General features: G+C 73.6%; 12 protein-coding genes. 6 read left to right on the top strand and 6 right to left on the bottom strand.

Annotated features, from left to right (window positions below; translation table 11 throughout):
* Window positions 1-138 precede the first annotated feature (138 nt).
* Both ACFWGN_RS02300 and ACFWGN_RS02295 read left to right on the top strand, forming a co-directional pair.
* Entirely contained in the window at window positions 139-1,356 is a 1,218-nt protein-coding gene (locus ACFWGN_RS02300; RefSeq protein ID WP_377615509.1) for a sensor histidine kinase, read from the top strand.
* Window positions 1,347-2,030 (top strand): response regulator, encoded by a 684-nt coding sequence (locus ACFWGN_RS02295; RefSeq protein ID WP_377615508.1) that lies wholly within the window; start codon window positions 1,347-1,349, stop codon window positions 2,028-2,030. Before ACFWGN_RS02300 ends, ACFWGN_RS02295 begins: the two co-directional genes overlap by 10 nt.
* Window positions 2,031-2,060: 30 nt before the next feature.
* Here the strand turns inward: ACFWGN_RS02295 and ACFWGN_RS02290 are convergent, their stop codons facing one another.
* From ACFWGN_RS02290 to ACFWGN_RS02275, 4 genes are all read right to left on the bottom strand, one after another.
* Entirely contained in the window at window positions 2,061-3,668 is a 1,608-nt protein-coding gene (locus ACFWGN_RS02290; protein ID WP_191801640.1) for a PP2C family protein-serine/threonine phosphatase, read from the bottom strand.
* Window positions 3,669-3,767: 99 nt separating this feature from the next.
* Window positions 3,768-4,577, bottom strand: a complete 810-nt coding sequence (locus ACFWGN_RS02285) for a M15 family metallopeptidase (protein WP_377615507.1) — start codon at window positions 4,575-4,577, stop codon at window positions 3,768-3,770.
* 61 nt (window positions 4,578-4,638) lie between these two features.
* Entirely contained in the window at window positions 4,639-5,292 is a 654-nt protein-coding gene (locus ACFWGN_RS02280) for a response regulator (RefSeq protein WP_377615506.1), read from the bottom strand.
* Window positions 5,289-6,854, bottom strand: a complete 1,566-nt coding sequence (locus ACFWGN_RS02275; protein WP_377615505.1) for a sensor histidine kinase — start codon at window positions 6,852-6,854, stop codon at window positions 5,289-5,291. Before ACFWGN_RS02275 ends, ACFWGN_RS02280 begins: the two co-directional genes overlap by 4 nt.
* A 140-nt stretch (window positions 6,855-6,994) precedes the next feature.
* Between ACFWGN_RS02275 and ACFWGN_RS02270 the strand changes: the two genes are divergently transcribed.
* The gene (locus ACFWGN_RS02270) at window positions 6,995-8,038 is read left to right on the top strand and encodes a CPBP family intramembrane glutamic endopeptidase (RefSeq protein ID WP_377615504.1); all 1,044 of its coding nucleotides are present in this window, start codon (window positions 6,995-6,997) and stop codon (window positions 8,036-8,038) included.
* 120 nt (window positions 8,039-8,158) lie between these two features.
* Window positions 8,159-9,376, top strand: coding sequence for an LLM class flavin-dependent oxidoreductase (locus ACFWGN_RS02265; RefSeq protein WP_377615503.1), 1,218 nt, complete (start codon window positions 8,159-8,161; stop codon window positions 9,374-9,376).
* Between the two features lie 42 nt (window positions 9,377-9,418).
* Here the strand turns inward: ACFWGN_RS02265 and ACFWGN_RS02260 are convergent, their stop codons facing one another.
* Window positions 9,419-10,423, bottom strand: coding sequence for an NADP-dependent oxidoreductase (locus tag ACFWGN_RS02260; protein WP_377615502.1), 1,005 nt, complete (start codon window positions 10,421-10,423; stop codon window positions 9,419-9,421).
* A 128-nt stretch (window positions 10,424-10,551) separates the two neighbouring features.
* Window positions 10,552-10,938 carry a DUF1304 domain-containing protein gene (locus tag ACFWGN_RS02255; RefSeq protein ID WP_377615501.1) on the bottom strand — a complete coding sequence of 129 codons (387 nt, stop codon included), beginning with the start codon at window positions 10,936-10,938 and terminating at the stop codon, window positions 10,552-10,554.
* Between the two features lie 147 nt (window positions 10,939-11,085).
* Between ACFWGN_RS02255 and ACFWGN_RS02250 the strand changes: the two genes are divergently transcribed.
* The gene (locus tag ACFWGN_RS02250; RefSeq protein WP_377615500.1) at window positions 11,086-11,703 is read left to right on the top strand and encodes a TetR/AcrR family transcriptional regulator; all 618 of its coding nucleotides are present in this window, start codon (window positions 11,086-11,088) and stop codon (window positions 11,701-11,703) included.
* 62 nt (window positions 11,704-11,765) lie between these two features.
* Window positions 11,766-13,670 carry a cation:proton antiporter gene (locus ACFWGN_RS02245; RefSeq protein WP_377615499.1) on the top strand — a complete coding sequence of 635 codons (1,905 nt, stop codon included), beginning with the start codon at window positions 11,766-11,768 and terminating at the stop codon, window positions 13,668-13,670.
* The last annotated feature ends 143 nt before the right edge of the window (window positions 13,671-13,813 follow it).

Here is a 13,813-nt window from a genome sequence, read left to right as displayed (position 1 = left end):
CGCGAAACGCCCGGCGTGTCGCGCAAGAACTCCGCACTCACCGCAAGGGCCGCCCGCTCAGGGCTGATCCTTTGGTCTGACGCAGGGTCGTCCCGACTGCCGATGTGCCCCGGCATGCCGCGCGCATAGTCTCGCGGCATGCCGACCGACACGTACGTCCCCCGCTCCACCTGGGGCACCCTCTGGCGCCTGGCCGTCGCGCTCGGCGTGGGGTTCCTGACCTTCGGGCTCATGCTCTCGGACGTGCCGGTCGAGCCCACCGCCCGTCAGGGGCTCGTCGTGCTGCTCGACCTCTTCCTGGGCGTGGTGGCGATCGCCCTGATGCCCTTCAGCCGGCACGCCCCCCTCACGATCGCCTTGATCCTCGCGGCACTGTCCGGGTTCTCGGGCTTCGCGCTCGGCGCGGTCTGCATCGTCCTGGTCTCGCTCGCGACCCGTCGCCGCTGGCAGGAGATCAGCGCGGTCGGGGTCGTGTGGATGGCGTCGACCCTGGCGTTCGAGGCTCTGCACCCGACGCTCGACCTCCCGTGGTGGGGTGCCGTCCTCGCGGTGCTCTCGGTGCTCGTCTACGGTCTGCTCGTGGCGATCGGTGTCTCGATCGGCAACCGTCGCGACCTCCTGGTCTCGCTGCGCGAGCGTGCCGAGACGGCCGAGCGTGAGCAGGCCGCGAGGCTCGACCAGGCGCGGACGACCGAGCGCACGCGCATCGCCCGCGAGATGCACGACGTCCTGGCGCACCGCATCTCGCTCGTCGCGATGCACTCCGGGGCGCTCGCGTACCGCACGGACCTCACGCGGGAGGAGACGTCCGCGGCGGCGGCCGTGATCCAGGACAACGCGCACCTCGCGATGACCGAGCTGCGCGAGGTCCTCGGGGTCCTGCGCGAGACCGACGTCCCGGCGGGAATGCCCGAGCGCCCTCAGCCGACGCTCGACTCCCTGCCCGACCTGCTCGACGAGGTCCGCGGTCTCGGTGGTGGCGACGCGGACGTCGAGTGCGAGGTCGCCACCGCGACGAGCGAGCAGCTCCCGGGCCTGCCGGAGCAGGTGAGCCGGAGCGCGTACCGGATCCTCCAGGAGTCGCTCACGAACGCGCGCAAGCACGCGCCCGCAGCGCCCGTGCGCGTCGAGATCTCGGGGGTGCCGGGGGAGGGGCTCCTCCTGCGGGTCACCAACCCGCTCGTCACGATCCGCGTGCCCGACGACGGCGCCGCCTCGCGCACGTCGGGTGCGCCGCCGTCGGGCCTGGGACTGACCGGGCTCGCCGAGCGCGCCCGCCTCACGGGCGGCGAGCTCCGTGCCGCGCCCGACGGGGCCGGGTCCTTCGTCGTGAGAGCGTGGCTCCCGTGGACGTGAACCCCGAGGGCCCCGATCTGGTACCCCTGCGGGTCGTCCTGGTCGACGACGAGACCCTGGTCCGGGCCGGGCTGCGCCTCATCCTGGGCGGCGACCGGTCGATCGAGATCGTGGGCGAGGCCGCCGACGGCGTCGCGGCCGTCACGGAGATCGCGCGCGCCCGGCCCGACGTCGTCCTCATGGACATCCGGATGCCGCGCCGCGACGGCCTCGCGGCCCTGGAGATCGCGCGCGCTGCGGACCCGGGGCTCAAGGTCATCGTGCTCACGACGTTCGACGCTGACGACATGGTGCTGTCCGCGCTCCGGCTGGGCGCGGCCGGGTTCCTGCTCAAGGACACCCCGCCTGCCGAGCTGGTCGCGGCGGTCCGCCTCGTCGCCGAGGGGCGCTCGATGCTGTCGCCGTCGGTCACGCAGCAGCTCATCGCCGCGGTCGCGCGGGCGCCGGCCGACGACCGCGCGGCCTCCGCGCGCGAGCGCCTGTCGCGCCTGACCGAGCGTGAGCGGGAGGTCGCGGTCGCGATCGGGTCCGGGCTGTCCAACGCGGACATCGCCGCGGCGCTGTTCCTGAGCGTCGCGACCGTCAAGACCCACGTGGGGCGGGTGCTCGACAAGCTCGGGGCCGAGAACCGCGTGCAGGTCGCGATCTGCGTGCACGACGCCGGCCTGGCCTGAGACGCGCGTGCGGCTCGCGCAGCTGCGGCGTCAGGGGACCTCGTAGAGGAGCAGCGCGACGTCGTCGCGCGCGCCGCCGGAGAGGAGCTCGGCGAGCAGCGCGTCCGGGAGGTCGGCCGCGGGGCGCTCCTCGCGGATCGCGAGCGCGACGTCCGCGAGCCGCCGCAGGCCCTCCGACAGGTGCTCGCCGCGACGCTCGACCAGCCCGTCGGTGTAGAGGATCACGGCGTCACCGCTGTCGAGCTCCGCGGTGGCCTCCTGGCGAGGAAGTATGGTGAGCGCGAGTGGCGTTCCCCGACCGTCGTTGAGCCAGCACGTCTCGGCCTTGTTGACGACGAGCGGCGGCAGGTGACCTGCGGCCGAGTAGGTGATGGTCCGGGCGTTCTCGTCGACGATCGCGCACAGGACGGTCGCGAGCTCGGCCCCGGGCAGCGTCCGGGCGAAGCGGTCCAGGCCCTCGAGCGTCGCGGCCGGACCGAGGTTCTCGAGGAGCAGGGCGCGGCTCGCGCTGCGGAGCTGACCCATGACGGCGGCAGCACGCAGGCCCTTGCCCACGCAGTCGCCGACGACCAGGCCGAACCGCCCGTCCGACAGGTCGACGACGTCGTACCAGTCGCCACCGATGAGCAGGCTGTCATCTGCCGGGCGGTAGCGGGTGTGCCAGCCGGGGGCAGTCGGGTCGTCGGGGAGCATCGCGTCCTGGAGCGCGTTGGCGACCGTGCGCAGCTCGTCGACCTGGCGGATCTGGGCGAGCGTGCTGCTCAGCGCCGTGCCCACCGCGGATGCCACGAGCTGGAGGAACGAGCGCTGGGCGTCGTCGTCGGGCCGGTGCGGGTTGCCCTCGAGGACGATCACGCCCGCGGCGACCCGGTCGCGCGTCGCCGCGAGGGGAGCGACCAGAGCACTGCCGACGTGGTCGAGCCGGCGCCGGTCGGCGACCTCGCGCAGGACGTGCGGTGGGACCGACTCGTCGTGCCGCTCGTGCGTCGAGGCGAAGGGCACGAGCCCGGCCGAGCTGTCCAGGTAGAGGTCTGCGCGGGTCACGTCCTGGCTGCGTCCGAGCACGGCCACCGTCGCGGCCGCGAGCTCGTCCACGTCGCCCTGCAGCCGCTGGAGCGCAGCGGTCAGCGTGCCGAGGGTCTGGAGGCGCCGGGCGTCGACCACGTGGTCGGTGGTCTCGGTCGCGACGTCCATGACGCCGCAGATCGTGCCCTCCTCGTCGCGCAGCGGGCTGTAGGAGAACGTGAAGGCCGTCTCCTCGTCGTACCCCGAGCGGTTCATGAGGAGGGGCTGGTCCTTGGACCACGTGGGGATGCCCGTGGCGAGGACCGAGTCGAACAACGGCTCGATGTCGGGCCAGATCTCGGCCCACACGATGCTCGCCGGCGAGCCCATCGCGGACGGGTGCTTGTCCTCGCCGAGCATGGGACGGTAGCCGTCGTTGTAGATCATCAGGAGCTCGGGGCCCCAGGCGATGAAGATGGGGAAGCGCGTGCTGAAGCACAGCCGCACGGCGGCGCGCAGGGTCTTGGGCCAGGTGTCGGGCGCGCCGATCGAGGTGGCGGACCAGTCGATCGACCGGGCCAGCTCACCGCTCTCGGTGCCCTGGGTGGCCAGGTCGAACCAGTCGGAACTCACGGCTCATCGTAAGATCCATCTGCCGATGTGCGTGCATCGTCGGGCGGCCGGCCTTCTGCACGGTCCGGGCGCAGGGACGATCGAGTGCCCGTGAGGACGTCATGTCCCGGTCGTCGAGAAGTGCTGATGGTCGACCGGCCCGGTCCAGTACCCGCCCCACTGCCACCCGGCGGCCAGAAACGCGCGGACCGTGGCGTCGTCGGGCGCGATCACGCCTGCGACCGCAGGGCGCGACGCGAACTCGGCTCCTGCAGGCGGCTCGACCGCGTCGCCCGAGACCCACGGGTTCTCGACCGGGTTGAGGTCCAGGGCGCGGCCGTACGCGTGCTCGGACCACCGGTCCGTGCCCGCGACCGGGCGGCAGTTGAACGCCGAGGTGTTGTCGGCAGCCATCGAGGCGTCGTCGTCGCCCCCGAAGTCGTCGACGAGCCGCATCGACCGGATCGGGTAGCCCGCGTCGAACAGGTCGTGGAACACCCCGACGAGCCCGTCCGCGACGTCGGCGTGCACGACGAGCTCGCCCGTCGCGACACCGCCCTCGAACGTCCGGTGGGTCAGCGTCACGTAGCGCAGGTCCGCGAGCCCGACGGGACAGCCCTCGCGCCATGAGGAGGGCGTCATGCGCTCTGCGAGCTCGGGGGTGACCGGCCCGACGGCGGCGCTGAACACCGGCGCACCGGGTTCCGGTGAGGCGGTGGCCGGCTCGGGAGGCACCTGCGGCGCCGGGGGCGAGCGCTTCGAGGGGGTGGGGGTCGGTGCGGTGCTGCCCCCCGAGGGCGCGGGCGCCCCGACCGAGGTGGCGGACGGGGGCGGCGGGTTGCCCGCGACGCACCCGCTCAGTGCGCCGAGGAGCAGACCGCCGCCCGCGAGGACGGCGACCCGCGACCTGCTCGGGGACACGCGGCGCATCCGGCCAGTATCCGCGCGGGCCGTCCCCCGCACCAGGGCGCGGGCCCGTGCAGCGCAAAGGTCAGGCGCGTTCCGAGAGCCCGACCAGCCCCGACTCGTACGCTGCGATCACGAGCTGCACCCGGTCGCGGCACGCGAGCTTGCGCAGCACCTCCGAGACGTGCGACTTCACGGTCTGCTCGGTGATGAACAGTTCAGCACCGATCTCCGCGTTCGACAGCCCGCGGGCGACCGTGAGCAGCACCTCGCGCTCGCGGACCGTGAGGTTCTCGATCCCTGGGGCGGCCCGGGTAGTGCGCTGCGCGAAGTCGCCCACCAGGCGGCGGGTGACGGTCGGGCCCAGGAGCATCGAGCCCTCCGCGACGAGACGCACACCCTCGACCAGGCGCGGTGCCGGGGTGTCCTTGAGCAGGAACCCTGACGCCCCGGCCTGGAGCGCGTCGAACACGTACTCGTCGAGGTCGAACGTCGTGAGGATCAGGACGCTCGTGCCCGGGTGGCGCGCGCAGATCTCGGCCGTCGCCGCGATCCCGTCCATGACGGGCATGCGCACGTCCACGACCGCGACGTCGGGCCGGTGGGCCGCGACGACGTCGAGCAGCTCGGCGCCGTTCCCAGCCGAGCCGACGACCTCGATGTCGTCGGCCGCGTCGAGGATCGCGGCGAAGCCGTAGCGGACCACGGGCTGGTCGTCGGCGACCACGACGCGGGTCATGCGTCGGTCCCGTCCGGGACGTCGAGGAGGTGGACGTCCAGGGGATCGCCCGCGGAGTAGCGCAGGTGGGTCTCCGCGTGCTCCGGGGCCGGCGCAGGCGCCGGCCCGTCCGCGGGGAGCGTCAGCTCGACGACGAACGAGCCGTCCACCTCGCCTGCGGTGAGCGAGCCACCGATCGACTCGACGCGCTCGCGCATCCCAAGCAGCCCGCGGCCCGGGGCGGCGGGGGAGGTGCGGGGGACCAGAGGGTTGGAGATGCGGGCGGTCAGGGTCTCCGAGGGGCCGCGGGTGCCGGGGGTGCTGTCGGGCTCAGGGGGAGCGGCGTCGGCTGCGGGGTCGGACGCACCGGTGGGTTGGTGGGAGCCCGCCAGCGGGGATTCGTCGTCAGAAGTGGCCCGAGGTATGGCCCGGCTCAGTTCTGACAACTGATCCGTGCCCGACGGCGCCGCTCCCGTCCCGAGCGTCAGCGTCACCGGTTGCCCCGGGGCGTGGCGTCGCGCGTTCGTGAGCGACTCCTGGACCGCGCGATAGAGGACGAGCCCCTGCGCCGACGGCAGCACCGGCACGTCACCGACGACCCTCACCTGCTGCCCGGCCGAGCGGGCGGCGTCCACGAGCGTCACGACGTCCGCGGCTCCGGGTTGAGGGGACCGGTCGGCACCCTCGGTGCGTTGGAGCACCGCGAGCACCTGGCGCAGCTCGCCCAGCGCGTGCCGGGCGTCGTCGGCGATCTCCGCGAGCACGACCCTCGACTCGGCGTCGATCGACGGGTGCACGTACGGTGCCGACTCCGCGCGGACGGCGACGAGCGAGATGTGGTGCGCGACGACGTCGTGCAGGTCGTGAGCGATCCTGGCCCGCTCGACCGCGACGGTCTCGACGCCGAGGGCGTGCTCGGAGGCGCGGTCGGCGGCGGCGGCGCGGAGCGCTGCGCGGTTGCTCGTGCCGGCTGCGGCGCTGATCGCGACGGCCGCGATGCTGGCTGCCGCATACAGGACCAAGACGATCGCGGTGTCCCCGCGATCGGGGCCGGCGGTCACGGGTCCGACCGGGAGGAGCGCCACGACCGGGAATGCGCAGTATCCCGCCGCGACGAGCAGCGTCAGCCCGAGCGGCAGGGCGGCCCGCCGGATGCCGTCGTAGGCGGTGGCCACCGCGATCGCGAGGAGGGCGAGCCACCACGACCAGACGAACATCCCGATGACGGGGACGACCAGGAAGGGCCACCCGGCGAGCAGGCAGGCCAGGGCTGTCGCACGGCGGGAGACGAGGACCCCGACGATCGCGCTGAGGATCCCCAGGTACACGACGGGACTCATGTTCGTCAGGGTGGTCAGGTCATCGCCCCAGAGCCCCGTGGCCCCGTAGGACGAGTACATCGGGGTGTAGAGCGTGAACAGCCCCACGAGCAGCGCGAGCACGCCGGGGAAGACCCAGGGCCGCCAGTCCGCACGCTCGCTCCCGGGACTGGCTCCGGTCTCCCATGAGCGTCCGGGCTCGCCGTCGGTGGCGGAGGGTGGCGGCGGGGTGGTGGACCCGGGGGCCCGGGCGGCGATGACCATGCGGACGATTCTTGCGGGTCCCGGCGCCACGCGGCACCGGCCCGCGACGGACCATCTCTCCCTCCTGCGGGGGAGGAGCGCACGACGTACCTGAGGCGGGACCCTGGCGTGGCGCGCCGGCCCGACGGCAGGATGGACCGATGGCCCCCGACGACGCGGATCCCACCACGCCCAGCACGAGGACCTCCCGACCGGCCGATGCCGCGCCCCCGGTGGCCGCACGCGCCACGCCTCGTGCGCCGGGCCGCCGAGAGCCCCCGTCGGCCGCCCTGCGGACCTCGCCCGTCTCGGCCGAACCGCCGCTCCCGTCCGCGCTCGCGCGCGCGGTGCTCGGCGCCGTCGTCATGGGCCTCGGGCTCGGTGCCTCGGTCGCGCTCGGCATCGCGGCGGCGGAGCTCTGGGGACTCGACGGGTTCCTCGCCCGCCTCGCCCCCGCGCTGCTCGTGACGGTGCTGGTCGTCCCGACGATCCTGGTCCTGCGCCGCCGGGTCGACGGCCGTCCGCTGCGCGGCATCGGGTTGGTCGGCCCGCTCACCGCGGTCCGGACGGCGGTGCTGGGGTTCGGCGTCGTCCTGGCTGCGGCCCTGGTCGTCCTGGGCGGAGCGACCGCGGCGGGTTGGGTGACGTGGCGCGCGGTCGCGGCCGGAGACCTGCTGCTGTTCCTCGTGACCAACGCGTTGATCGCGCTGCTCTACGAGGCCGTGCCGGAGGAGATCTCGCTCCGCGGTTACGTGCTCACGACGCTCCGGTCCCGGTATGCGCGGTGGGTCGCCATCCTGGTCACGACGGCCCTGTTCCTCGCGGCGGCCTCGACGTCGGTCGTCGTGGGCGCCGGGCTCACGCGCCTGCTGGGCGTCGAGCCGTTCCCGTGGGGCGTCGTCCCGCCGGGGGAGGAGCCGGTCTCGTACGCCATGCTGCTCGTGGTGTTCGGTCTCATGCTCGCCTACGCGCGCGAGGCGAGCCGGACCGGGAGCGTGTGGACGTGCGTCGGCGCGCACCTGGCCTTCCTCACGGTCAACCGGGTCGTGCTCTCGGCGCGCGGTACGGGGGTCGAGGTCGACCTCGCGAGCCCTGACGTCCTGCTGCTCGTGCCGCTCTACGTCGGAGTCGCGATCGTGGCCTTCGCGTTCCTGGGCGAGCGCACCCCTCGTCCCAGCCCGCGAGAGGTTCCACGATCTGCTTGACCGCCCCCTTCTCCCGGCCTACGGTCCGCCGACGCGCGCGACCCGCGACCTCCTCGACCGAACGGCCCGCCGGGCCCGCGAGGACGGGCTGCCGGACGGGCCGCGCCGGACGGAGGAGACATGACCGCGGCGATCCACTGGTTCCTGCCGACGTCGGGGGACGGGCGCACCGTCGTCGGGTCCTCGCACGCCGCGACGACCCCCGGCACGGCGCAGGCCTTCCGGGCCCCGACACTCGACTACCTCACCGACGTGGCGCGCGCGGCCGACCGCCTGGGCTACGAGGCCGTCCTGACCCCGACCGGCACCTGGTGCGAGGACGCCTGGCTGACCACCGCGGCGTTGCTGCGCGAGACGCAGCGGCTGCACTTCCTCGTCGCGTTCCGTCCTGGGCTGGTGTCTCCGACGCTCGCCGCGCAGATGGCCGCGACGCTCCAGCGGTTCTCGGGCGGGCGTGTGCGTCTCAACGTCGTGACCGGCGGGGACGAGAGCGAGCAGCGCAGGTTCGGCGACTGGCTCGAGCACGACGAGCGCTACGCGCGCACGGCCGAGTTCCTGGCGGTGGTGCGCGGGCTGTTCTCGGGCGAGCCGCTCGACCTCGACGGGCAGCACTACCGCATCCGTGACGGCCGGGTCCCCGTGCCGCCCGACCCGGCGCCGCCCATCTACTTCGGCGGGTCCTCGGACGCCGCGCTGCCCGTCGCGGCCGAGCACGCCGACGTCTATCTCACGTGGGGAGAACCGCCCGCCCAGGCCAAGGCCAAGATCGACCGGGTGCGCGAGCTCGCGGCCGAGCGCGGGCGGACCCTGCGGTTCGGCATCCGGCTGCACACCATCAGCCGCGACTCGTCGGCCGAGGCGTGGGGGGTCACCGAGAAGTTCCTCGACGCGTGGTCGCCCGAGCAGGTCGCGGCCGCGCAGGCCCAGTTCCGCTCGTCGTCCTCGACGGGCCAGCGCCGTATGGCCGCGCTCAACGGCGAACGCTTCGACGGCCGCACGCGTTCGCTCGAGGTGCACCCTGGCCTGTGGGCAGGGGTGGGGCTCGTGCGCGGCGGTGCCGGGACGTCGCTCGTGGGCAGCCACGAGGAGGTTGCCGACCTCGTGCACGAGTACCACGAGGCGGGCTTCGACGAGTTCGTGCTCTCGGGCTACCCGCACCTCGAGGAAGCGCACTGGTTCGCCGAGGGCGTGCGCCCGATCCTCGACCAGCGCGGGGTGACGCGCCCGGCCGGGGCGTGTGACGCCGTCGGGCAGGAGAGCCGGGGGAGCGGCGGGCCGGCGGGTGCCCCGCCCGCACGCGACGAGGCCGCGCTCAGGACGCACTCGGTGGCGTTCTAGGCGCGGCCCCGGGCCGGACCGGCGCGAGGCCGGTCGGAGACCTCAGACGCGCACGACCATCTTGCCCGTGTTCGCGCCGCGCATGAGGTCGAGGAAGGCGTCGACGGAGCTCTCGATCCCGTCGACCACGGTCTCGTCGAACACGACGTCGCCCGCCTGGAGCCAGGCGCCCATGTCGCGCGAGAACGCCGGGAAGTGCTCGAGGTGGTTGCCGATAGTGAAGCCCTTGAGCATGAGGCTGCGGGTCACCATGTTGCTCATGTTCCGCGGGCCCACCGCGGGCCCGGTCTCGTTGTACTGCGAGATCGCACCGCACAGGGCCGCGCGGCCGAAGTCGTTGAACGCGCCCAGCGCGGCCTCGAGGTGCTCGCCGCCGACGTCGTCGAAGTACAGGTCGATCCCGTCGGGCGCGGCCACGGCGAGCTGGTCGGCGACCGGCCCGTCCTTGTAGCTGAACGCCGCGTCGTAGCCGTAGCGCTCGGTCAGGAGCGCAACCTTCTCGGGAGTGCCGGCCGACCCGACGACGCGGCCCGCGCCCTTGAGGCGCGCGATCTGGCCCGCGGCCGTCCCCACGGCCCCGGCCGCACCGGAGACGAACACGGTGTCGCCCTCGCGCAGGCCCGCGATCTCGAGCAGCCCGACGTAGGCCGTGAGCCCCGTCATGCCCAGGATGCCCAGGTAGGCGGACAGCGGGACGCCCGGGATCTCGGGGACCACACGGAAGGCGGCGGCGTCTCCCTGGGCCACGTCGCGCCACCCGAGCTGGTGCAGCACGACGTCGCCGACCGCGAAGCCCGCGGCCGTCGAGGCCTCGACCCGCCCGACGGCGCCGCCCGTCATCGTCTCGCCCAGCGCGTAGGGAGGGGTGTACGACTTCACGTCGTTCATGCGCCCGCGCATGTACGGGTCGACCGACACGAACTCGTTCCGGACGCGCACCTGGCCGGGGGCGAGCTCGGGGAGCTCGACCTGGACGGTGCGGAAGTCGTCGTGCGTGGGCCAGCCGGTGGGGCGGGCGACGAGCTGGATCTGCGTGGAGGAGGTCATGAGGGTCTCTCGGTCCTTCGGTCGTGGTTCTGGAGGGCGTGCCCGACGGCGCAGCCCGGCCGGGTGGGCCGGTGCGGCGGGCGGTGGGGCTGGGGTGGGGTGGTCGGCGTGCGCAGGCCTGCTCGCGGTCAGGACACCAGGGCGATCACGAGGAGCACGACCGCGATCGCGGGCGGGACGAGCTGGACGAGCGCGGCCCGCGCCTTGGCGGGCGACGACACGATCAGCACGAGCCCGGCGAGGACCATCGACCCGGTCGCGCTCAGCACGAGGGCCGCGCCGACGCCGGTGTGCCCGGCCGCGAGCACGACGATCCCGATCGCGGTGATGACCGCGAGGAACAGGTTGTAGAAGCCCTGGTTGAACGCGAGCTCCTTGGTGGCCTGCGCCTCCTGCTCGGTGGTCCCGAACGTCGCACGGGTCCGGGGGGACGTCCAGGACACCGACTCGAGCACGAAGATGTAGACGTGGATCAGTGCGGCGAGCCCGGCGAAGACCAGTGCGGTCGCGGTCATGGGAGGTGTCCTTCAGGGTGAGGGGGCGGGCTCTCGTGCCTGCCGCTGCCGACGGAAACGGTATTGTGAACTGCTCGGTCCAATAATCGACGGTACAGTTGTGTACCGGTCGGTGCAATACGAGGCGCGGAAAGTGAGGTGGTTCACGTGGGCAGGTCGCAGTCGTTCGACACCACCACGGTGGTGCAGGCTGCCCGGGACGTGTTCTGGGACCAGGGCCTGGAGGGAGCATCTCTCCCCGACCTCGAGCGCGCCACCGGGCTGAACCGGTCGAGCCTCTATCACGCGTTCGGATCCAAGCGCGGGCTCTTCGACGCCGCCGTTGACGACTACCTCGACGCCGTCATCCGCCCCCGTCTGCGCGTCCTCGTCACGGCGGCCCAGGGGAGCGCCGCGCCGCCCGAGGCGGGTGCCGCCGTGGTGACCTACTTCGACGGCCTGGCCACCGCCGTCGGGCAGCTTCCCGCGGACTCCCCGCGGCGCGGCTGCCTCCTGGTCGACTGCGCGACCGGCCCCGCCGGGCACGACGAGGCGCTGCGCGCCGTGGTCGACGCCTACCGGGCCGAGCTCACCGACGCCCTCTCCGGGGCCCTGCGCGCCGCGACCCCGGCGCTCGCGGACGAGGTCGTCGCGCAGCGGGCACGCATGCTGCTCTCGCTGCTGCTGGGCGCCCTCGCGCTGGCCCGCGTCAACCAGGACGAGGCCACGGCGATGCTGCGCACCGCGCGCGACCAGGCCGCCGAGTGGGTTTCGCGCGACGCGTAGCGGTGACGGCCGAAGAAGCTTCGTCTGATAGGAAGTAATTCCCCGAGCGAGACGAGAAGCCCATGGAGTTCGCCCCCTACCTGATCGCCGGCGTCCTGGCGGTGGTCGGCGTGACCGCCCTCGCGCCGCGCCTGGGGGTCGCCGCCCCGCTGATCCTCGTGCTGCTGGGCGTCGCGGTGTCGTTCCTGCCCGCGGTCTCGGCCGTCGAGGTCGACCCCGAGTGGATCCTGGCCGGGGTGCTGCCACCGCTGCTCTACTCGGCGTCGGTCAGCATGCCCGCCATGGACTTCCGGCGAGATCTCAAGGCGATCAGCGGCCTCTCGGTGGTCCTCGTGGTCATCAGCGCCGTTGTCCTGGGCTTCCTGTTCCACCTGTTCATCCCGGGGATCGGGCTCGCGACGGGCATCGCGCTCGGGGCGATCATCAGCCCCACCGACGCGGTCGCGACCTCGATCGTCAAGAAGGCCGGGGTCTCGCCGCGCATCGTGACGGTGCTCGAGGGCGAGAGCCTGCTCAACGACGCGTCCGCCCTGGTGCTGCTGCGCTCGGCCATCGCGGCCACGGCCGCCACCGTCTCGGTCGGGCAGGTCGCGGGCGACTTCGTCTACGCGGTCGCCGTCGCGGTCGCGATCGGGTTCGTCGTCGGCAAGGCCAACCTGTGGCTGCGCTCGCGCGTGCGTGAGGCGACGTCCAACACGGCCATCTCGTTCGTCGTCCCGTTCATCGCGTTCCTGCCGTCGGAGCACCTGGGCGCCTCGGGCCTGGTCGCGGTCGTCACGGCCGGCATCGTCACCGGGCTCGGCGCACCCAAGCACCTGAGCCCGCAGGACCGGATCGCCGAGAAGGCCAACTGGCGGACCGTCGAGCTCCTGCTCGAGAGCGGGGTCTTCCTGCTCATGGGGCTCGAGGTGTTCGGGCTCGTCGAGGAGGTCCGCGAGGAGCACGGCAGCCTGTGGATGGCCGCGGGGCTCGCGCTCATGGCGGCGGTCGTGGTGATCGCGCTGCGGTCGGTGTTCGTCGCGGTGCTGCTGTGGCTCATGAAGCGCTCCAACCGGCGCAACCCCGAGGTCCGCGAGAAGCTCTCGGCCGTGACCGAGAAGCTCGAGCGCGGCGAGCTGCCCTCGATCGAGGACCGTGGCCAGGGCAAGGGATGGCGCGCGCGACGGGCGCGTGGCGGACCGGGTGGGCGCGGGGTCGGTGGTGCCACCGGCGGGCCGGGCGGCGGACCCCACGGCACGATGGTCCCCGGCCTGGGTGGGCCGGGAGGCCTGTCCTCGGCGCGACCCGGGCCGGGCGCCGAGCCGCTCGCGGCCGACGACCCGCGGTTCCGGTCGCGGATGGCCCGGGTCCAGACCTTCCTCACGCGCCGTATCGCGGACATCGACTACCTGGCGCAGGAGCCGCTCGGTCGCCGCGAGGGAGTGCTGCTCGTGTGGGCGGGCATGCGCGGCGTCGTCACGCTGGCCGCGGCGCAGTCGCTCCCGAGCGGTACCCCGCACCGCGCGCTGCTCATCCTCATCGCGTTCTTCGTCGCGGCAGGGACGCTGCTCGTCCAGGGCGGGACCCTCCCGTGGGTCGTCCGCAAGCTCGACCTGACGGTCGACGCCTCGACCGAGAGCGACGAGCGGCTCGCACTCCTGGGCGAGCTGTCGCGGGTGGCCTCCGAGGTCATCGACGCACCGGGGCTCGTCCGCCCCGACGGGACCCCCTACGCACCGGAGACGATCGAGCGGGTGCGGCAGGAGATCGCCCACGACGACCTCGTGGACCGCGAGGCCACCGAGGCCGACGAGCAGCACCGGCAGTACCGAGAGCTGCGGCTCGCGGTGCTGGCCGCGCAGCGCGAGGAACTGCTGCACGTGCGCGACCACGGCACCTACAGCTCGGGGGCCATGGACGAGACGCTCAAGGTGCTCGACGCGAGCCAGATCAGCGTCGAGATGCACGCGCCGGCCGCGGAGCGCTAGGTCCTGGGACGAGAGCGACTCCCTGGCCGTGGGGGGGGGAGGGGTGTTTGGGGCCGAAGGCGGGGGGCCCGGGGGGGGGGAGGGAGCTCAGGGGGGCGCCGGGGGCGGCGGGGGCGCCGGCCGCGGCCCCGGCCCCCCGCGCC

The organism is Oerskovia sp. NPDC060338 (assembly GCF_042726295.1).
Classification (GTDB): domain Bacteria; phylum Actinomycetota; class Actinomycetes; order Actinomycetales; family Cellulomonadaceae; genus Oerskovia; species Oerskovia merdavium.
Note: the sequence above shows the minus strand (reverse complement) of the source record. Positions and strands in the feature narration are given on the sequence as shown.

Coding starts and splice junctions, on each gene's coding strand:
- ACFWGN_RS02300 (WP_377615509.1), top strand. CDS start 139: ATGCCGACCGACACGTACGTCCCCCGCTCCACCTGGGGCACCCTCTGG.
- ACFWGN_RS02285 (WP_377615507.1), bottom strand. CDS start 4,577: ATGCGCCGCGTGTCCCCGAGCAGGTCGCGGGTCGCCGTCCTCGCGGGC.
- ACFWGN_RS02280 (WP_377615506.1), bottom strand. CDS start 5,292: ATGACCCGCGTCGTGGTCGCCGACGACCAGCCCGTGGTCCGCTACGGC.
- ACFWGN_RS02275 (WP_377615505.1), bottom strand. CDS start 6,854: ATGGTCATCGCCGCCCGGGCCCCCGGGTCCACCACCCCGCCGCCACCC.
- ACFWGN_RS02270 (WP_377615504.1), top strand. CDS start 6,995: ATGGCCCCCGACGACGCGGATCCCACCACGCCCAGCACGAGGACCTCC.
- ACFWGN_RS02265 (WP_377615503.1), top strand. CDS start 8,159: ATGACCGCGGCGATCCACTGGTTCCTGCCGACGTCGGGGGACGGGCGC.
- ACFWGN_RS02260 (WP_377615502.1), bottom strand. CDS start 10,423: ATGACCTCCTCCACGCAGATCCAGCTCGTCGCCCGCCCCACCGGCTGG.
- ACFWGN_RS02255 (WP_377615501.1), bottom strand. CDS start 10,938: ATGACCGCGACCGCACTGGTCTTCGCCGGGCTCGCCGCACTGATCCAC.
- ACFWGN_RS02245 (WP_377615499.1), top strand. CDS start 11,766: ATGGAGTTCGCCCCCTACCTGATCGCCGGCGTCCTGGCGGTGGTCGGC.